20 protein-coding genes are annotated in these 23982 nt (G+C 70.2%); 12 read left to right on the forward strand and 8 right to left on the reverse strand.

Features of this window, described 5'->3' with window-relative positions; translation table 11 throughout:
• Positions 1-8: 8 nt before the first annotated feature.
• Complete coding sequence (gene treY / locus STSP_RS27345) at positions 9-2477, reverse strand: malto-oligosyltrehalose synthase (protein ID WP_067283375.1); 2469 nt, start codon at positions 2475-2477, stop codon at positions 9-11.
• A gap of 163 nt (positions 2478-2640) precedes the next feature.
• Positions 2641-4752 (reverse strand): glycogen debranching protein GlgX, encoded by a 2112-nt coding sequence (gene glgX, locus STSP_RS27350; protein ID WP_067283377.1) that lies wholly within the window; start codon positions 4750-4752, stop codon positions 2641-2643.
• A gap of 188 nt (positions 4753-4940) precedes the next feature.
• On the opposite strand from glgX, the gene STSP_RS27355 reads away from it, so the two are divergent.
• From STSP_RS27355 to STSP_RS27370, 4 genes are all read left to right on the forward strand, one after another.
• Positions 4941-5738, forward strand: a complete 798-nt coding sequence (locus STSP_RS27355) for a Tat pathway signal sequence domain protein (RefSeq protein ID WP_067283379.1) — start codon at positions 4941-4943, stop codon at positions 5736-5738.
• 78 nt (positions 5739-5816) lie between these two features.
• Complete coding sequence (locus STSP_RS27360) at positions 5817-7157, forward strand: copper amine oxidase (protein WP_067283381.1); 1341 nt, start codon at positions 5817-5819, stop codon at positions 7155-7157.
• 103 nt (positions 7158-7260) lie between these two features.
• The gene (locus STSP_RS27365; protein ID WP_078067552.1) at positions 7261-8502 is read left to right on the forward strand and encodes an SAV2148 family HEPN domain-containing protein; all 1242 of its coding nucleotides are present in this window, start codon (positions 7261-7263) and stop codon (positions 8500-8502) included.
• A gap of 112 nt (positions 8503-8614) precedes the next feature.
• Positions 8615-9346: a 3'-5' exonuclease gene (locus tag STSP_RS27370; protein ID WP_067283385.1), complete on the forward strand. Its 732-nt coding sequence runs from the start codon at positions 8615-8617 to the stop codon at positions 9344-9346.
• 124 nt (positions 9347-9470) lie between these two features.
• Here the strand turns inward: STSP_RS27370 and STSP_RS27375 are convergent, their stop codons facing one another.
• The gene (locus tag STSP_RS27375) at positions 9471-10334 is read right to left on the reverse strand and encodes a phosphotransferase enzyme family protein (protein ID WP_067283387.1); all 864 of its coding nucleotides are present in this window, start codon (positions 10332-10334) and stop codon (positions 9471-9473) included.
• 221 nt (positions 10335-10555) lie between these two features.
• Between STSP_RS27375 and STSP_RS27380 the strand changes: the two genes are divergently transcribed.
• From STSP_RS27380 to STSP_RS27415, 8 genes are all read left to right on the forward strand, one after another.
• Positions 10556-11491 carry a carbohydrate ABC transporter permease gene (locus STSP_RS27380; protein ID WP_067283389.1) on the forward strand — a complete coding sequence of 312 codons (936 nt, stop codon included), beginning with the start codon at positions 10556-10558 and terminating at the stop codon, positions 11489-11491.
• 2 nt (positions 11492-11493) lie between these two features.
• Positions 11494-12330, forward strand: coding sequence for a carbohydrate ABC transporter permease (locus STSP_RS27385; protein ID WP_067283390.1), 837 nt, complete (start codon positions 11494-11496; stop codon positions 12328-12330).
• A 26-nt stretch (positions 12331-12356) separates the two neighbouring features.
• Positions 12357-13664, forward strand: a complete 1308-nt coding sequence (locus tag STSP_RS27390; protein ID WP_067283426.1) for an ABC transporter substrate-binding protein — start codon at positions 12357-12359, stop codon at positions 13662-13664.
• Between the two features lie 374 nt (positions 13665-14038).
• Complete coding sequence (erm, locus tag STSP_RS27395; protein WP_067283392.1) at positions 14039-14818, forward strand: ErmE/ErmH/ErmO/ErmR family 23S rRNA (adenine(2058)-N(6))-methyltransferase; 780 nt, start codon at positions 14039-14041, stop codon at positions 14816-14818.
• 283 nt (positions 14819-15101) lie between these two features.
• Entirely contained in the window at positions 15102-16139 is a 1038-nt protein-coding gene (locus STSP_RS27400) for a CDP-alcohol phosphatidyltransferase family protein (protein ID WP_067283394.1), read from the forward strand.
• Positions 16140-16491: 352 nt separating this feature from the next.
• Positions 16492-17700, forward strand: a complete 1209-nt coding sequence (locus STSP_RS27405; RefSeq protein ID WP_067283396.1) for a S8 family peptidase — start codon at positions 16492-16494, stop codon at positions 17698-17700.
• Positions 17701-17765: 65 nt separating this feature from the next.
• Complete coding sequence (locus STSP_RS27410; protein WP_067283398.1) at positions 17766-18314, forward strand: DUF1697 domain-containing protein; 549 nt, start codon at positions 17766-17768, stop codon at positions 18312-18314.
• Entirely contained in the window at positions 18307-18693 is a 387-nt protein-coding gene (locus STSP_RS27415; protein WP_067283400.1) for a nuclear transport factor 2 family protein, read from the forward strand. Before STSP_RS27410 ends, STSP_RS27415 begins: the two co-directional genes overlap by 8 nt.
• Before the next feature lie 62 nt (positions 18694-18755).
• On the opposite strand, the gene STSP_RS27420 is transcribed toward STSP_RS27415, so the two are convergent.
• From STSP_RS27420 to STSP_RS27440, 5 genes are all read right to left on the reverse strand, one after another.
• On the reverse strand, positions 18756-19508 hold the full coding sequence (locus tag STSP_RS27420; protein ID WP_067283402.1) for a sirohydrochlorin chelatase: 753 nt from the start codon (positions 19506-19508) through the stop codon (positions 18756-18758).
• A 5-nt stretch (positions 19509-19513) separates the two neighbouring features.
• Positions 19514-20464, reverse strand: coding sequence for an ABC transporter permease (locus STSP_RS27425; protein WP_067283404.1), 951 nt, complete (start codon positions 20462-20464; stop codon positions 19514-19516).
• On the reverse strand, positions 20451-21242 hold the full coding sequence (locus STSP_RS27430; protein WP_067283406.1) for an ABC transporter ATP-binding protein: 792 nt from the start codon (positions 21240-21242) through the stop codon (positions 20451-20453). Before STSP_RS27430 ends, STSP_RS27425 begins: the two co-directional genes overlap by 14 nt.
• 49 nt (positions 21243-21291) lie before the next feature.
• Positions 21292-22404 (reverse strand): aliphatic sulfonate ABC transporter substrate-binding protein, encoded by a 1113-nt coding sequence (locus tag STSP_RS27435; protein ID WP_067283408.1) that lies wholly within the window; start codon positions 22402-22404, stop codon positions 21292-21294.
• A 241-nt stretch (positions 22405-22645) separates the two neighbouring features.
• Positions 22646-23980, reverse strand: a complete 1335-nt coding sequence (locus tag STSP_RS27440) for a sulfate adenylyltransferase subunit 1 (protein WP_067283409.1) — start codon at positions 23978-23980, stop codon at positions 22646-22648.
• Positions 23981-23982 lie beyond the last annotated feature (2 nt).

A 23982-nucleotide genomic window follows, 5' to 3' on the forward strand; every position in this document is an offset into this window, starting at 1 on the left:
CCGCGCAACTACAGTTCGGTTCCGGTCTCGACCCGCACCAGCAGAGCCACCGGCAGGTCCGTGAACAGCTCCGCCACGCGCGCGTGCCCCGCGAAGCTCCGCCCCCGGGAGAGCAGATCGGACCACTGTCCCTCCGGCAGCGGCAGCCGCGTGTCCCGCCAGCCGCCGGCATCGGCGAGCCGCAGCGACAGCCGCGTCACGGCGCAGATCACCTCTCCGGACCGTACGAACGCGACGCAGTGCGCGGCACCCGGCCCTTGGGCGTCCAGCGGCTCGTACGTCGCCGCGTCGCCGAAGAGCTCCGCGTGACGCCTGCGCAGCCGCAGCGCGGCCGCGGTAAGCGCCAGCTTCTCGGCTGAGAGGTCCGGAGGCCCGGAGGGACCCTCCGGGGGGCCCGCTGATTCCGCGCCACCGCTCCCCGCGTCCAGACGCCGCAGCAGCTCCGGCCGGAACCGCGGCGGCCGCCGGTTGTCCGGATCCACCAGCGCCCGGTACTCGCTCTCCGTGCCCTGGTACACGTCGGGCACCCCGGGCATCGTCAGCTGCAGCAGTGCGGCCCCGAGGACGTTGGCGCGCAGATGGGGACGCAGCGCGCCCGCGAACTCCTCGACCGTATGCAGCGGCGGCCCGCCCGGCCCGGCCTCGACGAACCGCGCCACCGCCTCCTCGTACGCCGGGTCCTGCTCGGTCCAGCTGGTGTGCAGCCCCGCCTCACGCACGTGCTTGAGCATCGCCTGCTGCAGCCGGTCGCCGTGCCCGCCGGACGGGTCCTCCGGGAAGCCCCGCCCGAAGCCGACCGCCGTCTGCCAGGCCGCCCAGGCCGCCTGGAGGTCGGGCGCGGGCGCGTCCCCGCGCGCGGTCTGCTCGGTCACCTCGGCCAGCAGGCCCGCCCACCGGTCCGGGCACTCGGTGAGGAGGGCGATGCCGGCCCGTACGTCCGCACTGCGCTTCGTGTCGTGCGTGGACAGCACCGTCCCGGTGAGCGGCCAGTCGCGCTGCACGCGCGCGCAGTACGCGTGGAAGGCCTCCGGCGACACGGCAGGACAGCCGGGATTCCCGCCCACCTCGGTCGCCGACATGAGCGGCACATAGCGGTAGAACGCCGTGTCCTCGACCGACTTGGCGTGCAGCGCCGACGCGATCTGCCCGAACCGGGTGCCGAACGCCACCTGGTCGGGGCCGTGGCCGAGCCGGCCGATCACCAGGTTCCGGACGACGTCGACCGCCGCGGCCTCCTCGGGCACCGCGAAGACGGCCTTCGCCTCCTCGGCGGCCTCCTCGGCCAGGACGAATTCGGCGCCCCCGTTGACGTATGGCCGGTAGACGCGCAGGCGGACGAGCAGTTCGCGGATCGCGGTGCGCAGCGCCCAGGGCGCGTGATCGCGCAGAGCGGGATCGGCGGCACAGATGACACTGCCCACGCGCGTGAGACGGTCGACCTCCGTGGCCAGCTCACGGGTGACCACCTTGTACGCGGCGCGGCGCACCGTGGCCGCCCAGTCGCCGCCCTGGTCGGCGGGCGGGGCCGCGAAGCGCCGGTACTGGCCGAGGAGTTCGCCCGCGCCCGCGGGATCCGTGAAGAGGCCGTCGATGTGCCGCAGCGTGTCGTAGCCGGTGGTGCCGGCCACGGGCCAGGCGGCGGGCAGCTGCTCGCCGTCCGTGAGGATCTTCTCCACGACCGTCCAGCGTCCGCCGGTCGCCTCGTGCAGCCTCTGGAGGTACGCGCCGGGGTCGGAGAGCCCGTCCGGATGGTCGATGCGCAGGCCCTCGAGGACGCCCTCGCGCAGCAGTTGCAGGATCTTGCCGTGCGTGGCGGCGAACACCTCCGGGTCCTCCACACGCACCCCGATGAGATCCGAAATGGTGAAGAACCGCCGGTAGTTGAGCTCGGTGCGGGCCAGCCGCCACCAGACGAGCCGGTACCACTGCGCGTCGAGGAGCTGCGGCAGCGGCAGCTTCTCGGTGCCCTCGCGCAGCGGAAACGCGTGCCCGTGGTAGCGCAGGACGTCCCCGTCGACCTTCAGCCGGTCCCACTCCTCGCCGATCCGGTGGCCCAGGACCGGCATCAGCACCTGGCCGCCCCCCGCCTCCCAGTCGATGTCGAACCAGCGCGCGTACGGCGACTGCGGGCCGTCGCGCAGCACCTCCCACAGGGCGCGGTTGAACCTCGGTACCGCCGCCATGTGGTTCGGCACGATGTCCGCGATCAGCCCCAGTCCGTGCTCCCGGGCGGCACGCGCCAGCGCCCGCAGCCCCTCCTCGCCGCCCAGCTCCTCGCGCACGCGCGCGTGGTCCACGACGTCGTAGCCGTGCAGCGAGCCGGGGACGGCCTCGAGGACCGGCGACAGGTGCAGGTGAGATACGCCGAGTGCGGCGAGATACGGCACGGCCGCCTCGGCCGCGGCGAACGGGAACGCGGGCTGGAGCTGGAGCCGGTACGTGGCGGTGGGCGGCGCGGGGATCGGCTGAGGCGTCATGGGAACGTACGTACCCGGTCGGCGGGCATTCGTGTCATGCCCGCCGGGAGGTGCGCCCGAGTGCGCCGGTGCGCGGGCCGTACGCGAGGGCACCCTGCGTCGTGGGTTGTGCCCACCCGTTCCGCCCTGCGGAACGCCTGCCCACAACGGGACCAGCGCACCCCTACGCGGGCCGCTGCAGAACCACCAGGCTCCTGTCCACCAGCGTCAGCCGGTCACCCGCCTGGACCTTCACGCCCGTCCCCGGAGGTACGCCGTCCCCCCGTGCCGTGTCCACCACGACCTCCCACTGCCGCCCGTGGTTGACGGGCACCACGAACTCCAGCTCCTCGGGAGACGCGTTGAACATCAGCAGGAACGAGTCGTCCGAGATGCGCTCGCCGCGCGGGCCGGGCTCGGAGATCGCGTTCCCGTTGAGGAACACCGTCAGGGCCCGCGCCTGGGACGCGCTCCAGTCGCGCTGCGTCATCTCCTCGCCCTCGGGCGTGAACCAGGCGATGTCCGACAGCTCGTCGTGGGTGCCCTGGACCGGCCGCCCGTGGAAGAACCGGCGGCGGCGGAAGACCGGGTGGTCGCGCCGCAGCCACACCATCGCGCGCGTGAAGGCCAGCAGCTCGTTCTCGCCGTCCTCCGGCCAGTGCACCCAGGACAGCTCGCTGTCCTGGCAGTACGCGTTGTTGTTGCCGCGCTGCGTGCGGGCGAACTCGTCGCCGTGGCTGAGCATCGGCACGCCCTGCGAGAGCATCAGCGTCGCGATGAAGTTGCGCATCTGGCGCATGCGCAACTCCAGCACCTCAGGGTCGTCGGTCTCGCCCTCCGCGCCGCAGTTCCAGGACCGGTTGTGGCTCTCGCCGTCGCGGTTGTCCTCGCCGTTGGCCTGGTTGTGCTTCTCGTTGTACGAGACGAGATCGTGCAGCGTGAAGCCGTCGTGGCAGGTCACGAAGTTGATCGAGGCGAGCGGCCTGCGCCCGTCGTCCTGGTACAGATCGGACGAACCGGTCAGCCTCGATGCGAACTCGGCGAGCGTCCGCGGCTCACCCCGCCACAGGTCGCGCACCGTGTCGCGGTACTTGCCGTTCCACTCGGTCCACAGCGGCGGGAAGTTCCCCACCTGGTAACCGCCCTCGCCGACGTCCCAGGGCTCCGCGATCAGCTTGACCTGCGACACCACCGGGTCCTGCTGCACGAGGTCGAAGAACGACGACAGCCGGTCCACCTCGTGGAACTGCCTGGCGAGCGTCGCCGCGAGATCGAACCGGAAGCCGTCCACATGCATCTCGGTGACCCAGTACCGCAGCGAGTCCATGATCAGCTGCAGCACGTGCGGCGAGCGCATGAGCAGCGAGTTACCGGTGCCCGTTGTGTCCATGTAGTAGCGGGGATCATCCGCCAGCCGGTAGTACGACGCGTTGTCCAGGCCCCGGAAGGAGAGCGTCGGGCCCAGATGGTTGCCCTCGGCCGTGTGGTTGTAGACCACATCCAGAATGACCTCGATGCCGGCCTGGTGCAGGGCGCGCACCGCCGACTTGAACTCCAGCACCTGCTGGCCGCGGTCGCCCCACGAGGCGTAGGCGTTGTGCGGCGCGAAGAAGCCGATGGTGTTGTAGCCCCAGTAGTTGTTCAGGCCCATCTCCACCAGACGGTGATCGTTCACGAACTGGTGGACCGGCATCAGCTCGAGGGCCGTCACGCCCAGCTCGGTCAGGTGTTCAAGGATCGCCGGGTGTGCCAGCGCCGCATACGTGCCGCGCAGCTCGTCGGGCAGCGCCGGATGCATCATGGTCAGGCCCTTCACATGGGCCTCGTAGATCACCGTCCGGTGGTAGTCGGTGCGCGGCAGCCGGTCGTCGCCCCAGTCGAAGTACGGATTGACCACGACGGACGCCATCGTGTGCGGCGCCGAGTCCAGGTCGTTGCGCTTGTGGGGCTCGCCGAAGTGGTAGCCGTAGACCTCCTCGCCCCACTCGATGCGGCCGCTGACCGCGCGCGCGTACGGGTCGAGGAGCAGCTTCGCCGAGTTGCACCGCTGCCCGCGCTCCGGTGCGTACGGCCCGTGCACACGGAAGCCGTAACGCTGCCCCGGCATGATCCCGGGCAGGTACGCGTGCCGCACGAAGGCGTCGCTCTCGCGCAGCTCGACGGCCGTCTCCGAGCCGTCGTCGTGCAGCAGACACAGCTCGATACGGTGCGCGGCCTCGGAGAAGACCGCGAAGTTCGTACCGGCGCCGTCGTACGTCGCGCCGAGGGGGTACGCCTGTCCAGGCCAGACCTGCATGGATACGACTCTTCCATTTCCGGCCCGGGTACGGGGGGCCACTCGGCTTCGAGTCTCCCTGAAAGTGAGTGAACCTCCTAGGACTTCGTGCCGTCCTAGAGGGTGACCACGCACACCCGGCACATGTACTGACCAGCCGGTATGCGTCTTAGGGGACTGCAGAGACTGCAGGGACACAGGGGGAACATGTGCGCGAACTAGCAAGACGCCACCTGGGGAAGGTGGTGGCCGGCGCGGCGATCGCCGTGGCGGGTACGGCCCTGATGGCCGCCGTCACGCTGCCGGGCGAGGCCGGCGCGGGCGAGCAGGCGGACAGGCGCACGTCCGTGGGCGCCGCGCAGCAGGACGCCGTACCGCCCGAGGGTGTCGTCGAGGCCGCACCCACCCAGGCTGACCAGGGCATAGGCAGCGATCCGCTCACCGACGACGAGCTGAATCGGGCCGAGCGGATCGCCGTGACGAGGGCCCTGCGGTCCGACGCACGCGACGTCGAGGGGGACCGCGGACCGCAGCGGCTGTCCACGAATCTCAGCGATCCGGCGCCGGACGACGGCACCGGCGCGCCCCAGCAGCGCCGCGCCGACGTCGTCCTCTACGACTACAAGAGCGACGCCGTGATCACCAAGACTGTGAACCTCACCACAGGCACGGTCGAACAGACGGACGTCGCGCACGGCGTGCAGCCGCCGCCCAGCAGGGAGGAGCTGCGCGAGGCGGCACAGCTGCTGATCGCCGACCCGCTCGGCGCGGACCTGAAGAACGACTACCGGCACGCCACGGACAAGGAGCTGACCAGCCCGGACCAGCTCGAGCTGAGCGGCATGGTCTTCCGCAAGGAGACCGCCCGGCAGGTGCCGTCCGGTCTCGCCGACTGCGGACGGCACCGGTGCCTGCGGATCGTCGCCAAGGTCAAGAACGGCCCGTGGATAGACACCCGGGCCATGGTCATCGATCTCAGCGCCCGCACCGTCGGCCGCCTCGGCTGACCTGCGGTTCGTCCGCTTCCTCTCGTCGTCTTCTTCTCCCGTACGCGATCTTCTCCTCCACGAAGGAGTCATTTCCGCATGCCCGTCGACAGACAGCACCATCGGCTCGCCCCCGGCGCGCCCCTTCGGACGCGCGCCCGCAGGCGAGCAGCCCTCGCCCTCGCCGTCTCCGCGCTCCTCGGCACCGCCGTGACCGCCGGGAGCCCCGCATCCGCCGCGCCCGAACAGACGCCCGAAGCCCCCGCCGCAGCCCCGGGCTGCAGTGCCGCCTACCGCATCGAGCAGACCCTCGACGGCGGCACCACCTGGCGCATGTGCTGGCACTACAACACCCTCTCCGGGCTCGTCCTGGACAACGTCAGCTACCAGCCCAAGGGCGAGCCCAAGCCCATACCCGTGCTCACGAGCGCACGCCTGGCGCAGATCCACGTCCCCTACGACGACGGCCAGGAGGAGTACGACGACGTCACCGGCACCGACTTCGGCCTGGCGCTGCAGAGCCTCAGGCCCGGCGAGTGCCCGGGCGGCACCATCAAGACCGTCAAGGTCCCGGACATGGGCAACGTGAAGGGCCTGTGCACCACGACACGCGCGCGTGGCCACGCGTACCGCCTGGCGAACGACGAGGGCACCAAGGTCTGGCAGGCCCAGGGCAAGGACCTGCTCGTGTACACGGTCAACAAGGCGTCCTGGTACGAGTACATCACCGAGTGGCGGTTCGGCTCGGACGGCACGATCACGGCGAACGAAGGCGCCACCGGCAGCCTCTCGCCGTACGACTACAACGGCGGCGACGGCCGCGGCTGGCCCATCGGCAAGGGCGCCCGCGGATACGCCGAGAGCCACGCCCACAACGTCTTCTGGCGGCTCGACTTCGGCCTCGACGGCTCGTCAAAGGCCAAGGTCGAGCAGTACGACTCGAAGGTGACCCCGCCCCGAGGCAACGGCATCCCGAAGACCAAGACCACCCGGACAGCCGTGACCAAGGAACTCGCGGGCGACGCCAAGTCGATGCGCTGGTGGCGGGTCGTCAGCACCGCAGGCAAGAACAAGGACGGCCATCCGCGCAGCTACGAGATCGTGCCCGGCCACACCGACAAGTTCCCCGGCCGCTCCTTCACCCGGCACGACGTGTACTTCACCGAGTACAAGAAGTGCGAGCAGTACGCGTCCGACAACCCGAACTGCAGGGACGGCGCACCGACCAGTGTCGACAAATGGGTCAACGGCCAGACCCTCAAGCACCCCATCACCTGGATCAACATCGGCTTCCACCACATCGCCCGGGACGAGGACCAGCAGCCCATGCCGGTCCACTGGCAGGGCTTCGCGCTGGTCCCGCGCGATGTGACGGCTATGAATCCGCTCACTCCGGCGGATCTCGCGGGCGAGAACGGCCAGCCGGAAGAAGGGAGTTGAGAAAGGACCCTGTGCATCCGGCTGCACCGCCGCCCGCTCCCGGAGTACCCTTCCTTGATCGTTGAACGGGGGAGTGCTCGGGGGAGCGGAAGGCGGTGCGCGGGTGAGCTCGGGAGGGCTGGAGCTGCCCCCTGGTGACAGCGGTCACGAGGGGAGCTCCGCGGACGCCCCACCGGGTGCGGTGTCCCTGGCGCGGCCGATGGACATGGGATCTCAGATCGGACCCGAACTGGACTGGGGCGCCGACGCCTGGAGCGAGGTGCGTACGCGCGCACAGCGTGCCGGGCGCGCCTACATCTGGCTGAACCTGGTCGAACAGCGGCTGCGCGCCGTCGTGGCGGCCGTTCTGCGTCCCATCTACGAGCCCGTCCACGGGGACGACTGGGTCGTCGCGGCCGCCGGGCCGGCCGGTCAGGAGTGGGTGCAGCGCGCCGTCGCCGTACGCGAAGTCAGCCGCCGCAAGGGGTACTTGCTCGACCCGGCGGACGACAACGTCCTCTCCTTCCTGACGCTGCCGCAGCTGCGCGAGCTGATGGTCCAGCACTGGCCGTGCTTCGAGCCCTACTTCGACGACCGGCGCGACGTAGAACTGGCCCTGGACGAGCTCGAGGTCACCCGCAACGTGGTGTCCCGGAATCGCGCCCTGTCCGAGACGGTCCTCGCCCAGGCCGAACGCGCATCGTCCCGCCTCCTCGACATACTCGGGGCGGGCTCGGACGTGCCGTCCGCGCGCCGGCTGCGCGTCGACGCCGTCGAGGACCTCGTCGGCGACCGGTACGCGGACGTGGTCGCCGTGCATCCGGACCGGGTGCGGCTGCTGCGGCAGTTCCCGGCCGAGGACATCTTCGGCGGCGCCCGCCGCCTCGACGCGATCGGCATAGGCCTGAACCTGCTCGTGCAGAACTTCTCGGGCCGGCGCCTCGTGCGCCTCGCCGAGTCCGGCTGCCGGGTGCGGTTGCTGTTCCTGAACCCGGCGTCCAGCGCGGTGAAGCGGCGGGAACGCGAACTCGGCCTGAAGCGGGGCGAGTTGAGCCGTTCGGTCGAGATGAACATCCTGCACATGCGGCGGGTGCGCGCCAAGCTGCGTGATCCCGGCGCCTTCGAGATCCAGGTCTTCGACGAGACCCCGCGCTTCACGGCGTATCTGGTCGACGGGGACGGCTCGGACGGCATCGCCGTCGTCCAGTCGTATCTGCGCAGGACGCGGGGGATGGAGGCGCCGGTGCTGGTGCTGCGCGGCGGGGGCCGGGTGGTCAAGGCGGGCGAAACGGGCGAGAGTGGGCTTTTCGCCACGTACCGCGAGGAGTTCGAGGCGGCGTGGGTGGATTCGCGGCCGGTGTCCTGAGGCCGGTGCTGGATCCCGGCGGCGGAGGGAAGCGGAACGCGCTCGTCTGATTGTCAGTGGCGGATGCGATCGTGATGGTCACTGGGGGAAAGCACTACGAAGGAGGGGCCGCATGGGCTGGCACCGGGAGCTGCTGATCGGCTTCGACCTGGAGACGACCGGGACGGACCCGCGCGAGGCGCGCATCGTCACAGGAGCCGTGATCGAGCTGAGAGACGGGCAGCTGCTGGGGCACCGCGAATGGCTGGCCGACCCGGGAGTCCCGATCCCCGCCGAGGCGGTGGCGGTGCACGGGATCACCGGCGAACGGGCAGCCGCTGAGGGCCGGCCGGCCGACGAGGTCGCCGACGCGCTCGCCTCGGTCCTCGTGGGGTACTGGCAGACGGGCGTTCCGGTCGTGGCGTACAACGCGGCCTTCGACCTGACGCTGCTCTCCGCGGAGCTCCGGCGGTACGGTCTGCCGTCGCTGCGCGACCGCCTCGGCGGCATCGATCCGGCCCCGGTCATCGACCCGTACACGATCGACCGCTCCGTGGACCGCTACCGCCGCGGCAAGCGCAACCTCGAAGCCGTCTGCACGGAGTACGGCGTAGCGCTGGACACGGCGCACGACGCCTCGGCGGACGCCGTGGCCGCGGCCCGTCTGGCCTGCGCGATAGCCGCCCGCCACCCGAAGATCGCGGGCCTCGCCCCGGCGGAGCTGCACCGCCGCCAGATCGGGTGGTATGCGGCGTGGGCCGCCGACTTCCAGGGCTTCCTGCGGAAACAGGGGGACGCGGAGGCGGTGGTGGACGGGGCCTGGCCCGTACGGGAGTTGGCGGGGAACAGCCCGTCCGGCGTTTGAGGACGACCCCGTCAGGGCGATCGGGGGTCTGGGGGCGGAGCCCCCAGTTTCGGGAAGGGGCGGGGTGGGGGAAGAAAAACGGCCTCCTTGAGCGGCACCCGAACGCGCCCGGGACCTGGCCGGTTCAGAACGGATACCACCGCACCGTCTCGTCCCCGTCCCGCAGGGAGGCCACGCGGCGCCTGAATTCCGCCAGCGCCTTCGGGTTCGTGGGTGCGTGCTGGGCGACCCACGCGCAGCTCGCCGTCTCGCGGGCGCCGCGCAGCACGGTGCAGCCCTCCCACTTGCGCACATCCCAGCCGTACGCGTCCGTGAAGGCGTCGTACGCGTCATCCGGCAGGCCGTATCGGTCGTGGGTCAGGGCCATGACCACCAGGTCGTGTTCGCGCAGATCGGAGGAGAACGTCTCCAGGTCCACCAGGGCCGGGCCGTCGGGGCCGACATGGACGTTGCGGGGGAGCGCGTCGCCGTGGATGGGCCCGGGCGGAAGATGCGGCTTCAGCGCGGCCGCGGCCGCAGCGAAGCCGTCGCGGCGCTCGCGCAGATACGCCGCGTCGGCCGGATCGATCGCGTCGCCCGCGAGCCGCAGCCAGCGCTCGACGCCGCCGAGCAGCTCGCGGCGCGGCAACGCGAAAGAGGGGGAGGGAAGTGCGTGCACCATCCGCAGCAGTTCGGCCAGATCGCGGGGCTCGGCGGGGCGGAGTGCCACCGGGATGCGGTGCCACACCGTCACCGGATGGCCGTCGACCAGCAGAGGATCGGGCTCCGCGGCCCGCACCGCAGGTACGCCCGCCTCCGCGAGCCAGCCCGCGATGCGCAGCTCGCGCCGCGCGCGGTCGAGGAGTTCGGCGCTCCGGCCCACCTTGACCACCAGGTCACCGGCCGCGAACACCGCGTTCTCGCCCAGCGCGAGCAGTGCCGCGTCCCGTGCCGCATCCGGCAGCACGCCCGCCGCCGCCAGCACGTCCCGCGCCCGGGCCTCGTCCATCATCCGCCTCCACTCGATCACGTCGTACGCCCGATCACGCCGTACGCCCGCCCAGTCTCGCATTTGCACAGGTGGAGACCGGTGAGAAGGTCCGAGAAGTGCCTGCGCGACGCCTTGACGGCACGGGGGTCCGCCCCCACGATGACGGAGGCCGCGTGGGCGGCCGGACCGCTGCAGAACCGCATCCGGACCGTACGAGCCGCCCAAAGGAGCCGATTCCCGTGACCTTGGCGACCGCAACGGCGCGGTCAACGAAGCACGCGCCCGGACCCGGCAGCGACCGGCGCCCGACCGACCACGGCGCCTGGTTCCTGGTGCTGCCCGCGCTGTTACCCATCCTGGTGCTCAGCGTCGGCCCGCTGCTGTACGGCATAGCGCTCGCGTTCACCGACGCCCAGTCGGGCCGCACCGCACCCACCCAGTGGATCGGGCTGCTCAACTTCCGCGACCTGCTGCACGACACGCTGTTCTGGGAGTCGTTCCGCATCGGCCTGGTGTGGGCGGCAGGGGTCACCGTCCCGCAGTTCCTGCTCGCGCTGGGGCTTGCGCTATTGCTCAACCAGGATCTCCGGCTGCGGTGGCTGGCGCGGGCGCTCGCGATCATCCCCTGGGCGATGCCCGAGGTCGTCGTCGGCATCATGTGGCGCCTCGTCTACAACCCGGACGCGGGCATCCTCAACGAGACCCTCCGCGACCTCGGCCTCGGCGACGGACGCGACTGGCTCACGGGCCTCGCGACCGCCCTGCCCGCCGTGATCGTCGTCGGCATCTGGGCGGGCATGCCGCAGACCACGGTGGTACTGCTCGCCGGGCTGCAGAACACGCCGCGCGAGCTGCACGAGGCGGCGGCCATGGACGGCGCGGGCGCCTGGCGCCGCTTCCGCACGGTCACCTGGCCGGCGCTCCGGCCGGTCGCACTGGCCATCACCGCCCTCAACCTGATCTGGAACTTCAACTCGTTCGCGCTGGTCTACGTACTGACCAGCGGTGGTCCCGGCGGACGTACGAGGCTGCCGATGCTCTTCGCCTACGAAGAGGCCTTCCGCTACGGCCAGTTCGGCTATGCCGCGGCGATGGGCTGCGTGATGGTCGCCGTGATCTCGGTCGTCCTGGCCTTCCACCTCGTGGGCCGGCTGAGGGGAGGGGACCAGCGGTGAGCATGCTCCGCACCAGTCGGCCCGCTCGCGCGGGACAGTACGTCGCGCTCCTCGCGTATCTCGTCTTCCTCGCCTTCCCGTTCCTGTGGCTGGTGTCGACGGCCTTCAAGCCGCCGCGGGAACTGGCGAGTCTGCACCCCACCTGGATCCCGAAGGACCCGACGCTCGCCAACTTCCGGCAGGCCTTCGACGAGCAGCCGCTGCTCGGCGCCGCGCTCAACTCGCTGGTCGCCGCCATCGGGGCCGCTCTGATCGCCGTGGTCATCGCGACTCCCATGGCGTATGTCATGGCGCGCCGCCGGACCCTGCTGGCGAGGGCGGCCACCGGTTGGGTCGTGGTCAGTCAGGCGTTCCCGTTCGTCCTGGTGATCATCCCGCTGTTCCTCGTCCTGAAGGAGCTGCGGCTGATCAACTCCGTGCCGGGGCTGATCATGGTGTACGTGGTCTGGGCGCTGCCGTTCGCGCTGTGGATGCTCGTCGGGTACGTGCGCGCCGTACCGGCAGAGCTGGAGGAGGCGGCCGCTGTCGACGGTGCGGGCAGGGTGCGCACGCTCGTGTCGGTGGTCGCGCCGCTGCTCGCGCCCGGACTCGTGGCGACCGCGCTGTTCGCCTTCATCAGCGCATGGAACGAGTTCTTCTTCGCGCTCGTCCTGCTCAAGACCCCGGAGAAGCAGACCCTGCCGGTCGTCCTCACGCACTTCATCGGTGCGGAGGGCGTCGCGGACCTCGGCCCGCTCGCCGCGGCGGCCTTCCTCGCGACGCTCCCGTCCCTCGTCGTCTTCGCGATCATCCAGAAGCGGATCACGAGCGGCATGCTCGCCGGGGCGGTGAAGAGCTGATGCATACCCGATTCCGGCCGGCCCTGATGCGTACCCGAATCCTCCTGGCCCTCGCGGCGGTCTTCGGACTGCTGCTGACGGGATGCACGGGCGACAACGGCGGTTCTGGCTCCGGCTCCGGCTCCGGCTCCGATGGGAGGATCACGCTCCGCTTCCAGTCGCTGGCCTGGCAGAAGGAGTCCGTCGAGGCCAACAAGGAGCTGGTGGAGGAGTGGAACGCCGCCCACCCGGACGTGCAGGTCGAGTACGTCCAGGGCAGCTGGGACAGCGTCCACGACCAGTTGCTCACCTCCTTCGAGGGCGGCGAGGCGCCGGACATCATCCATGACGCCTCCGACGACCTCGCCGACTTCGCGTACGGCGGATATCTCGCCGACCTGCGCGAGCTGCTGCCCCAGCGGCTGAGGGAAGAGATCCCGGACCGCAGCTGGGAGACGGCGACGTTCGGCGACGGCATCTACGGCGTGCCGTTCCTGCAGGAGCCGCGCGTCCTCATCGCCAACGCCACGTGGCTCAAGGAGTCCGGAGTCCGCATACCCACGCCTGAGAAGCCCTGGAGCTGGGAGGAGTTCCGGCAGATCACCAAGGAGCTGAGGGGCGACGGCAGGTACGGCGTCGCCTGGCCGCTCAAGGAACCCGTGTCGGCGACGCTCAACCTCTCCCTCTCGGCCGGCGGGCGGATCTTCCACCGCGGCGAGGACGGAAGGGTCGAGGTCCGCTTCGACACAGCCGACGAGGTGGTGCCGCGCACGGTCCACGACCAGGTGGCCACCGACCGGAGTGCTTCCGGTACGACGCTCGGGATGGGCGGTTCCGATACGCTACCCGGTTTCTTCGCCGGCAAGTACGCGATGGTCCCGCTCGGGTTCTCGTACCGTCAGCAGATCGTGCAGCAGGCGCCCAAGGGCTTCGACTGGCAGGTGCTGCCCGCCCCCGCGGGCGCTGACGGGCTCACCCAGGGCGTGAGCCCGCAGACGCTCTCGATCGCCGAGGACAGCCCGCACAAGAAGGAGGCCGCCCGGTTCATCGACTTCCTCCTCCGCCCGGAGAACATGGTGCGGCTGGCGCTCGGCGACTGGATGCTGCCCACAGGGAAGAAGGCACTGAGCGACCCGGCGCTGCACACCGAGAAGTACGACTGGGCGACGGGCACGGCGCTTGCCGAGCACCTCCGCTCGGCACCCGCCCAGTCGGTCCGCGGGTACCCCGAGTGGAAGGACAAGGTGGCCACGCCCGCGTTCCAGGAGTACTACAGCGGGGCGATCACACTGGACGAGCTGCGCGAACGGCTCGTCGAGGACGGGAATCTGGTCCTTGCACGCTATCAGCGCTGACGAGCCCCATCAGCCCCGAGCGCTCGTGACGGCCGCTGCTGTCATGGCCACCGAGCCGGGAAAACCTGTTGTCCGCCTCGGCCGGTCTCGCCTAGCGTGCCGGTCGTGACAGCATTCAACGCGATCATCAACTCCGGTCACGGCCGGGGCTGCACGCACTCCATCCGGCTGCGCCGCGGCCCCGGTGCCCTGACCGGCCCGGGGAGCAACGCCCGCTGACGGTTCCACCGCAGCGGCACCTCTTCTCTCCCGTACGCCTTCGAGCGTGCACGCATCCGACGCGACGCGTGCCCGCCGTGCGCGTCCTCCTCCTGTCTCCGGTCGGGGCCTTCGTCTGCCCGTATGCCCTTCACGGAAGACAAGGACCGCAGGCCATGGCCCGCCCCACGCACGTTTCCCGCGCGCTCTCGCAGAACTTCCTCGCCGACCGCGCCACCGCCGACCGCATCGCCCGTCTCGCCGTCCCGCGCCCGCAACAGGCAGGTCTGTTGCTCGAAGTCGGCGCGGGAAAGGGAGCGTTGACCGAGATGCTCGCCCGCCGCTGCCGGGAACTGGTCGCCTATGAGATCGACCCGCGGCTGGTGCCCGTGCTGCGCGACCGGTTCTCCGGCACACCCCACGTACGGGTCGTCGGCGGGGACTTTCTCGCCGCACGTCCCCCGCACACCCCTTTCTCCGTGGCAGGGAACGTGCCGTTCTCACGCACCGCGGCCATCGTTGACTGGTGCCTGCGCGCCCCAGCCCTCACCGACGCCACCCTCCTCACCCAGCTCGAGTACGCCCGCAAACGCACAGGTGACTACGGGAGTTGGACGCTGGTGACGATCCGGAGCTGGCCCCGATACCAGTGGCGGTTGGCCGGGCGGGTCGGCCGGACGCGGTTCAGGCCGGTGCCGCGCGTCGACGCCGGGATCGTACGCATCGAACGCCGCCGGGCACCGCTGGTGGCGCCGGACGCGTACCAGAGCTGGCGGCACCTGATCGAGCTGGGCTTCTCGGGGGTCGGCGGATCGCTGCACGCCTCGCTGCGCCAGGCGTATCCGAGGCGCCGCGTGGACGCGGCGTTCCGTGCGGCGCGACTCGATCCGCAGGTGCTCGTCGGCGAGGTGCCGCCCGGGCAGTGGCTCGCGCTCCATGCGGCACTCGCCCGATGAGTGCCACTCGGACACCTGTCATCTGTGGTTTTCGCGGCGGTGGGGAAGGTTGCCGCTTTGGTTGCACATCGGCGGTGAAGCGATAGCGCACATTCGATAACGGTCGGGTCATTCGGTAACGCTCGGATAACGCAGGCCCGGCCCTCGACCGCCATGGACTCGGCCTGCTCTTTTCGACCCGTTACCCCCGAGAAAGGTTGCACAGGCACCTTCTTGTTCCTTCTCTTACCGGCTTCCTAACGTGAAACCAACTCCAGTTGAACACCAGGAAGTTGGCCGATCCATGCCCTCAGACATACCGGCACTGAACGAGGTGCGCCGCATCACCCAGAAGAAGCGGGACGCGTGGTGGACCGTGCTGCTCGTCGACCCGGTCGCCACGCCGCTCGTGAGACAGGTCGCCCTGCGCACCAGGATCACCCCGAACCAGATCACCTGGGGTGCGCTGCTGCTGGGACTCGCTGCTGCCGCCTGCTTCGCGATGGGCGACTGGCGTTGGCTGATCGCCGGGGCGCTCGTCTACCACCTGAGCTTCGTCCTCGACTGCATGGACGGCAAGGTCGCCCGACTCACCGGTCAGGGCTCGGTGTTCGGCGCCTGGCTCGACTACATCTTCGACCGCATCCGCGTGATCGCCTGCGCCATCGCGCTGATGGCAGGCCAGTACGAGCGCACCGGCGATCTGCTCTACGTCTGGCTGGCGGTGGCCGTCGTCTGCCTCGACGGCCTGCGCTACATCAACTCGCTGGAGATCTTCAAGACCCGCCACACCATGCGGAAGCAGATCAAGGCGCGCATACGCCAGGCGCGCCGCAGCGAGGACGAGGCAGGCGTCGCCTTCATGGAGGACCTGCTGCGGCACAACCCGGAGGCCGACGTCGAGCAGGATCTGGCGTCCGTGCGCTCGCAGGACATAGGCCCGGCCGCCGAGTCCGTGACGGCACACCCAGCACACCTCGCACCCTCAGAACACCACTCAGCACACCACCCAGCGCACCACCTCGGGCTTCCCGAACAGCCCAAGGCCCAGGTCATCGACCTCCAGCAGGAATTCCGGCACCGTTTCCCCGCCTATCTGCGGCTGCGTTCCTTCCTTCTGCGTCACCGCATCCGCACCCACCTGATCAGCGGGATCGAGTTCCAGATGGGCGTTTTCATCATCGGCCCGCTGTGCGACGCGGTGATCCCGGCAACCATCATTTCCGGCGCACTGCTGCTCGTCTTCGAACTCGCCATCATCTACAAGCTTCTGCTCTCCACTCGTGATTTCAGCCGGACGCTTGCCTCCTTCGAGGAGGACGAAGTCCGCACGGCGGCATGACCGCGACGGCCCCGTACCGCGCCGGCGCCCTCACTGCCGTACCGGCGCCCCAAGCCCCGTATCCCGGCTGTCCGGTCTGCCACACCCGTGCTGATTTGTTATTGCGAAGCCTTGTTGAACGGATCACAGGTGTATGAAGGTCTTGATCTGGCCGCGTCAATCCGCCAGGGTTTCGTGCCAACACCCGGAGATCTTCCGGATCTACGGGCGTTGATGCAGTAATGCCGACGGCGACGCGGGCGCCGACCCGCCTGACGAGGTGTTCGGCGCCGACCCGATGCACCGCCCGGCAAACCCACGCAATTCCCCCCACACAATTCCCCCCACAAAAACCACGAGGAGACCCCTCTTCATGGCAACTCACAAGCGCACACGCTCGATGAAGCTGACCGCGGCCATAGCCACCGCTGCCACCGCAGTGGGCGTGTCCGTCTTCGCCGGATCTTTCGCCGGCGCCGCTGCCCCGGCCGAGGGCAAGGTCTACGGCGCGAACGCCGAGGGCGCCGTCGCCGGAAGCTACATCGTCATGCTCGACGGGAAGGCGAGCAAAGGGGCGAAGCAGGACCTCGCCCAGGAGTACGGCGGCACCCTGAAGCGCAATTACAGCTCCGCCGTGAACGGCTTCTCCGCCTCCGGGCTGACCGAGACCGAGGCCAAGCGCCTGGCTGCCGATCCGTCGGTGTCGAAGGTGGTCCAGAACAAGAAGTTCCACATCGACGCCACCCAGGAGAACCCGCCGTCGTGGGGCCTGGACCGCATCGACCAGACCGAGACCGCGGGCGACGGCGCGTACACCTACCCCGACAGCGCCGGCGAGGGCGTCACCGCGTACGTCATCGACACGGGCGTGCGCATCAGCCACCAGGACTTCGGGGGCCGCGCCTCCTCCGGCTTCGACGCGATCGACAACGACGACAGCGCCGACGACGGCAACGGCCACGGCACGCACGTCGCCGGCACCATCGCCGGTGAGGCGCACGGTGTCGCCAAGAAGGCGAAGATCGTCGCCGTGCGTGTCCTCGACGACGAGGGCTCCGGCACCACCGAGCAGGTCATCGCGGGCATCGACTGGGTCACCGCGAACCACCAGGGCCCGTCCGTCGCGAACATGAGCCTCGGCGGAGGCGTCGACGAGGCGCTCGACGCGGCCGTGCAGAAGGCCATCGGCTCCGGCGTCACCTTCGCCGTGGCGGCCGGAAACGAGGCCACCGACGCGGGCCAGGGCTCCCCGGCCCGGGTCCCCGAGGCCATCACCGTCGCCTCCTCCACCGAGGGCGACGAGCAGTCCTCCTTCTCCAACTACGGCTCGTCGGTGGACATCTACGCCCCCGGTTCGGAGATCACCTCCGACTGGAACACCGGCGACGACGCCACCAACACCATCTCCGGTACGTCGATGGCGACCCCGCACGTCGCGGGTGCCGCCGCCGTCTACCTGGCCGGACACCCCGACGCCACGCCGGACCAGGTCGCCCAGGCCCTGACCGACGGCGCGACCCCGGACGCGATCTCCAACGCCACCGAGGGCACCCCGAACAAGCTGCTCAAGATCCTCGAGTAAGCCCCCTGTACCGCGGCCGCCGTGCCCACCCCCACGGGGCACGGCGGCCGCATTATCGTGTGAGCGTGACGACGAGGTACGCGGCGCTGCTGCGCGGGATCAACGTAGGCGGCAACAAGAAGCTCCCCATGGCGGAGCTGCGCACGGTCATCGAGGCGCTCGGCCACCGCGACGTACGCACCTACCTGCAGAGCGGGAACGCCGTCTTCACGAGCGACTCGGACGACGAGCAGGCGGTCGCTGACGCGCTGGAGAAGGCCATAGCGGAGCGGTTCGGCTTCACCGTCGACTGCCTGGTACGCGACGGAACGTATCTGCGTAGGGTCGCCGACGCCTGCCCCTTCCCCGCCGCGTCCCTGGAGGCCAAGCAGCTGCACGTCACGTTCTTCTCCGAGCAGGTGGGCCCAGAACGGTTCGCGGAGATCGACCCGGCCGCCTACCTTCCCGAGGAGTTCCGCCTCGGCGAACGCGCCCTCTACCTGTACGCACCCGAGGGCCTCGGCCGCTCCAAGCTCGCCGAAGCCCTGTCACGTCCCCGCGTCCTGAAGGGCATCGTCGCCACGAGCCGGAACTGGAACACCGTCACCAAGCTCGTGGAGTTGACCGGTGCCTGAGCGCAACCCCGCCGTCGACGCCGTCATCGAACGAGAACTGAGCCTCCTCGACGCCGAGGTCCGCCGCTCGCCCACGCGGCTCGGTGCGCTGCTGCACCCCGATTTCACCGAGTTCGGCGCCTCGGGCCGCCGCTGGGACCGGGCCTCGATCATCGACGCCCTGACCTGCGATTCCGAGCCGCGCGTACGCCCCTTCACCATCTCCCGCATGAAGGGCGTCCAGCTCGCCCCGGACGTCGTCCACCTCACGTTCGACACCGACTACAACGGCAGGCGGGCACACCGCAGTTCCCTGTGGCGGTACACCGAGGGAAGCTGGCGGCTGTACTTCCACCAGGCGACGCCGTTCGACGGGGGCGGCGACAAGCCGACGGATTGATGGACACTCCGGCGGCTACGACCGCGTTCGGCCGGCCGTGATCGCACCCGAGCAGGTGTGTGTCAGGCGCCCAGCGCCGCCAGCGTCGGCACCCGTGCCTCGTCGAACCGCTCCAGCACCACCCGCGCCACCTCCGGCGCCGGGCCCAGCACATCCGCCAGTACGTCTGCGTCCGCCTCGGTCGCGCCCCGCGCGATGCGGTCCGGCAGGAAGCCGGGGGCGAGGACGTACGGGGCGACGGCGACCCGGGCGCAGCCGAGGGCACGCAGTTCCCGGACCGCGTCCTCCGTGCGGGGAAGGGATGCGGAGGCGAACGCAGGTCGCACGGCGCACCAACCGGTGTGCCGCCACTCCCGCGCGATTTCAGCGATCACTGCGATCGCCTCCGGGTCTGTGGATCCCGCCGAGGCCAGGACGACGCCGGTCGAGGGCTTGCCCTCCGGCGTCAGCCCGGCCTCGTACAGCCGTCGTTCGAGCGCCGACAGGAGGAGAGGCGAGGGGCCCAGCACCTCGGCCTGGCGTATGCGCAGCTGCGGCGGGGCCTCGCGGAGCACCGCCGGGATGTCTGCCTTCGCGTGGAAGGCGCGGGTCAGCAGCAGGGGAAGGGCGACGACGTCGCGTACTCCCTCCGCCGCCAGGGACTCCAGGACGCCCGCCACCGAGGGGATGTTGAAGTCCAGGAAGCCGGTCTCCACGCGCAGCCCCGGCCGCAGCGACCGCACGCGCCGGACGAGGGCGTGCACGGTCGCCGCGTGCCGCGGGTCGCGGCTGCCGTGGGCGACGACTACCAAGACGGGGCGGACCGGGCGGTGCATGGGACTCAGCTCTTCACGAGCAGACCGCGGCTGCGCAGCACCGACCGCTCCAGCGGGCTGAAGATCAGCAGGTCGATGGCGATACCGACGATCAGGATCAGGATGATGGCCAGGAAGACCATCGACATCGAGCTGGTGTTGCGGCCGTTCTCGAGCAGCTGGCCGAGACCCACGCCCAGGTCGGGCGAGGACGCGATGATCTCAGCGGCCATCAGCGAGCGCCACGAGAAGGCCCAGCCCTGCTTCAGACCGGCCAGGTAGCCGGGCAGCGCGGCCGGCATCACGATGTGCCAGGTACCGCGCAGGCCCGTGGCACCGAGGGTGCGGCCCGCCCGCAGGAACAGCGGCGGTACCTGGTCGACGCCGGAGACGAGGCCGTTGGCGATCGAGGGGACGGCGCCGAGCAGGATCACCGCGTACATCATCTTGTTGTCCAGGCCCAGCCAGATGACCGCGGGCGGCACCCACGCCACCGACGGCAGGGACTGAAGACCGGACAGGATCGGGCCGATCGCCGCGCGCACGAACCTCACGCGGGCCACGATCAGACCGAGCGGCGTGCCGATCGCCAGTGCCATCAGGAAGCCGAGCAGGCCGCGGGAGACGCTGGTCCAGATGTAGTCGAGGAGTGTGCCCTGCAGCCAGGCGTCGGTCACCTCGCCCCACACCGCGCCCGGCGAGGGCAGCTTGCTCGGGTCGTCGACGACCTTGAACGACACCAGCGCCTGCCACACCACCAGGACCAGCGCTACGGCCACGACGGGCGGCAGCACCTTCCGGACCAGTGTCTCCCGCAGGGGAGTACGGCTCGACTGGACCGTCTCCAGCGCGTCGAGGCCTGCCTCCAGACCGGCCAGGTCGTGGTGGTCCCTGCCGGTCCTGCCGGCCTCCCTGGCCTGCTTCTCGGCCTCGTCGACCGGTCCGGTCTTGTCGACGGACGTCTCAGTGCTGGCCATGACGGCGGATCTCCCCACGCAGTTCTTCGGTGATCTCGACGGACAGCTCCGCCACGGCGGCGTCCTCGATGCGGCGCGGCTGCGGAATGTCGACACGCCACTCGCGGGCCACCCGCCCGGGCCGCGACGACAGCAGCACGACGCGCTGCGCGAGCCGCACCGCCTCGCGCACGTTGTGCGTCACGAACAGCACCGACAGGTTCGTCTCGCGCCAGATACGGGTCAGTTCGTCGTGCAGGACGTCGCGGGTGATGGCGTCGAGCGCGGCGAACGGCTCGTCCATCAGCAGCAGCTTGCTGTCCTGGCCCAGCGCGCGGGCCAGCGCGACGCGCTGGCGCATACCGCCCGACAGCTCGTGGACGCGCTTGCCGTACGCGCCCTTCAGCCGTACGAGCTCAAGGAGCTCCTCGGCCCGCTCGCGGCGCTCGGACTTCGGAACTCCCCGCAGCTTGAGGGCGAGTTCGATGTTCTTGCCCGCGGTCAGCCACGGGAACAGGGCGTGCTCCTGGAACATCAGCGCCGGACGGCCGTCCGTGCTGATGCTGCCCGCCGTCGGCCTGTCGAGGCCGGCGACGAGGTTGAGCAGCGTCGACTTGCCGCACCCGGAGGCTCCCAGGAGGGTGACGAACTCTCCGGGCGCGACATCGAGCGTGATGTCGTCCAGGACGAGCTGCTGCCCGGTCGGGCCTGCGAAGGACTTCGAGACGTGCTCGATCCGGGCGGCGTGGTCCACCGCTGCGGTGTCGCTGTCGGCGGCCTTGGCGAGGGTGGTGGCCATGGTCGTCACCTCCTGGGAACTCACGGACTACGGACTACGGGCTACGGCTTTACTTGGCGCCGAGACCGGCGTCGTCGACCTCGGGCTCGCCCTCGGCCTTCAGGACCTTGTTGAGGATGGTCAGGTCGTAGATGCCGTTCAGGTTCGGCTTCTCCAGCAGACCGGCCTTGACCGCGTGCTCCGCCTCGGTGTTGAGGGTCGACGCCAGCGGGTCGTTGGTGATCTGGATGGACTTCCACGCCGGGTCGAGCACGTCGGCCGGCAGCTCCTTGCCGGAGTCGACCTTGAGCTGGGCGTTCGCCGCCGCCTTCGCCTCGTCGGGGTTGGCGTTGATCCACTTGTTGGTCTCGACCGAGGCCTTCAGCACGGCTTCGACGGCCTTCGGGTGTTCCGTGAGGAACTTCTGCGACACGATGATGTTCGTGATCACGAACTTCTTGTCGGGCCACAGCGTCGACTCGTCGAGCAGCACCTTGGCGCCCTCGGCGACCAGCTTCGACGCGGTCGGCTCCGGCACCCAGGCGCCGTCGATGGAACCCGACTTGTAGGCGTCCGGCGTGACCTTGTTGTCGGTGCGGATCACGGACACGTCGCCCTTGCCGCTCTCCGCGTCGACCTTCCAGCCCTGGTCGGCGATCCAGTTGAGGAACGCGACGTCCTGGGTGTTGCCGAGCTGCGGCGTGGCGATCTTCTTGCCCTTGACGTCCTTCAGGGACTTGATCTTCTTCGGGTTGACGACCAGCTTCACGCCGCCGGACGCCGAACCGCCGATGATGCGCAGGCTCTTGCCGTTGGACTTGACGTAGCCGTTGATCGCGGGTGAGGGGCCGATCCAGCCGATGTCGATGGACCCGGAGTTCAGCGCCTCGATCTCCGAGGGGCCCGCGTTGAAGACCGAGTACTTGGCCTCCGTACCGCCGAGCTCCTTCTGGAAGAAGCCCTTCTGGTTGCCGACCAGGGCGGTGGCGTGGGTCAGGTTGCCGAAGTAGCCGATCTTGACGGAGTCGAGGCCGTCGATCTTCTTGGCGCCGGAGGCGACATTGGCCTTCGCACTGTCGTCCTTCGCCTCAGAGCCGTAACCGCAGGCGGCGAGGGCGAGAAGGGGCAGGGTCGCTATGACGGCGAGGCCGCGGCGTACGGCGGTGGAGCGGTTGGCAGGCACGGGAGGCGTTCCTCTCGTTGGCCCGGCGGTCACGGACTCTCAGGTCGTGGCCGGGAGGTCGGCAGGTCTTCGTCTGTTCAGGGCGTGGGGGGTGCGGCCGCGCAGGCAGTGTGTGTGCCCCTTCCCCGCTGCGGGCGTCACGCACATCGCGCCACTCCGCCCTGCCCGCTGCCGAGGGCGCCGCTGCCGACGCGGCCGCCCTCCTTCGCGAACGTCGAGAAGATGTCGATGGTGGTCATGACTAGAAGTCCCACCCGTCGTCGTCGGCCTCGTCCTTGACCGGGTCCGGCGAGGCGAACGACTCGCCGACCATGCCCGCGGTGAGCGTGGTGCCGTCGGCCGGGTCGATCAGGATGAACGAGCCGGTGCGGCGGGAGTCGGCGTACGAGTCGAGCGGCAGCGGCTCCGCGGTACGGATCGTGACGCGGCCGATGTCGTTCGCGACGAGCTGTCCCGGGTGCGGGTGCAGGGACAGGTCGTCGAGGGTCAGCCGGGACGGGATGTCCTTCACGATCGCCTTGACCGTGCGGGTGCCGTGCTTGAGCAGCACGCGGTGGCCGACGGTGAGCGGCTGGTCGGCGACGTGGCAGACGGTCGCGTCGACGTCCTGCGTGGTCGACGGCGCGTCCTTGCTCGGCACGATCAGGTCGCCGCGCGAGATGTCGATGTCGTCCTCGAGGAGGAGGGTCACCGACTGCGTGGTCCAGGCGATGTCGACCGGCTTGCCCAGCAGGTCGATGCCGGAGATCCGCGAGGTGCGGCCCGACGGCAGTACGGTGACCGCCTCGCCGACGCGGAAGGAACCGGCGGCGATCTGGCCCGCGTAGCCCCGGTAGTCGGGGTGCTCGGCGGTCTGCGGGCGGATCACGTACTGCACGGGCAGCCGCGCGTGGCAGTGGCTCAGGTCGTGGCTGACCGGGACCGTCTCCAGGTGCTCCAGGACGGTCGGGCCGCCGTACCAGTCCATGTTCGCGGACGGCTCCACGACGTTGTCTCCGGCGAGCGCCGAGATCGGGATCGCGGTGACCTCCGGGACGCCCAGCTCGGTGGCGTATGCCGTGAACTCCTCGGCGATCGCGGCGAACACGGACTCCTGGTAGCCGACCAGGTCCATCTTGTTGACGGCGAGCACCACGTGCGGGACGCGCAGCAGCGCCGCGATCGCGGCGTGGCGGCGGGTCTGCTCGACGACGCCGTTGCGGGCGTCGACGAGGATCACCGTCAGCTCGGCCGTCGACGCGCCCGTGACCATGTTCCGCGTGTACTGCACATGGCCCGGCGTGTCGGCCAGGATGAACCGGCGCCGGGGCGTGGCGAAGTAGCGGTAGGCGACATCGATGGTGATGCCCTGCTCCCGCTCCGCCCGCAGGCCGTCCGTCAGCAGTGCGAGGTCCGGGGCCTCCTGGCCGCGGCTGGCCGAGGCGCGCTCCACGGCCTCCAGCTGGTCCGTGAGGATCGACTTGGAGTCGTGCAGCAGCCGGCCGACGAGCGTGGACTTGCCGTCGTCGACGGAGCCCGCGGTGGCGAACCGCAGCAGGGTGGTGGCCGAGAGTTCCTCGGGCGTGATCGTGCTCATGC

It is taken from the genome of Streptomyces jeddahensis (assembly GCF_001642995.1).
Taxonomy (GTDB): Bacteria; Actinomycetota; Actinomycetes; order Streptomycetales; family Streptomycetaceae; genus Streptomyces; species Streptomyces jeddahensis.

Excerpts from the sequence above, each read along its gene's own strand:
- STSP_RS27420 (WP_067283402.1), bottom strand. The coding sequence starts at position 19,508 with ATGCACCGCCCGGTCCGCCCCGTCTTGGTAGTCGTCGCCCACGGCAGC.
- STSP_RS27400 (WP_067283394.1), top strand. The coding sequence starts at position 15,102 with ATGCCCTCAGACATACCGGCACTGAACGAGGTGCGCCGCATCACCCAG.
- STSP_RS27390 (WP_067283426.1), top strand. The coding sequence starts at position 12,357 with ATGCGTACCCGAATCCTCCTGGCCCTCGCGGCGGTCTTCGGACTGCTG.
- treY (WP_067283375.1), bottom strand. The coding sequence starts at position 2,477 with ATGACGCCTCAGCCGATCCCCGCGCCGCCCACCGCCACGTACCGGCTC.
- STSP_RS27440 (WP_067283409.1), bottom strand. The coding sequence starts at position 23,980 with ATGAGCACGATCACGCCCGAGGAACTCTCGGCCACCACCCTGCTGCGG.
- STSP_RS27430 (WP_067283406.1), bottom strand. The coding sequence starts at position 21,242 with ATGGCCACCACCCTCGCCAAGGCCGCCGACAGCGACACCGCAGCGGTG.
- STSP_RS27370 (WP_067283385.1), top strand. The coding sequence starts at position 8,615 with ATGGGCTGGCACCGGGAGCTGCTGATCGGCTTCGACCTGGAGACGACC.
- STSP_RS27385 (WP_067283390.1), top strand. The coding sequence starts at position 11,494 with ATGCTCCGCACCAGTCGGCCCGCTCGCGCGGGACAGTACGTCGCGCTC.
- STSP_RS27375 (WP_067283387.1), bottom strand. The coding sequence starts at position 10,334 with ATGGACGAGGCCCGGGCGCGGGACGTGCTGGCGGCGGCGGGCGTGCTG.
- STSP_RS27405 (WP_067283396.1), top strand. The coding sequence starts at position 16,492 with ATGGCAACTCACAAGCGCACACGCTCGATGAAGCTGACCGCGGCCATA.
- erm (WP_067283392.1), top strand. The coding sequence starts at position 14,039 with ATGGCCCGCCCCACGCACGTTTCCCGCGCGCTCTCGCAGAACTTCCTC.
- STSP_RS27425 (WP_067283404.1), bottom strand. The coding sequence starts at position 20,464 with ATGGCCAGCACTGAGACGTCCGTCGACAAGACCGGACCGGTCGACGAG.
- STSP_RS27360 (WP_067283381.1), top strand. The coding sequence starts at position 5,817 with ATGCCCGTCGACAGACAGCACCATCGGCTCGCCCCCGGCGCGCCCCTT.
- glgX (WP_067283377.1), bottom strand. The coding sequence starts at position 4,752 with ATGCAGGTCTGGCCTGGACAGGCGTACCCCCTCGGCGCGACGTACGAC.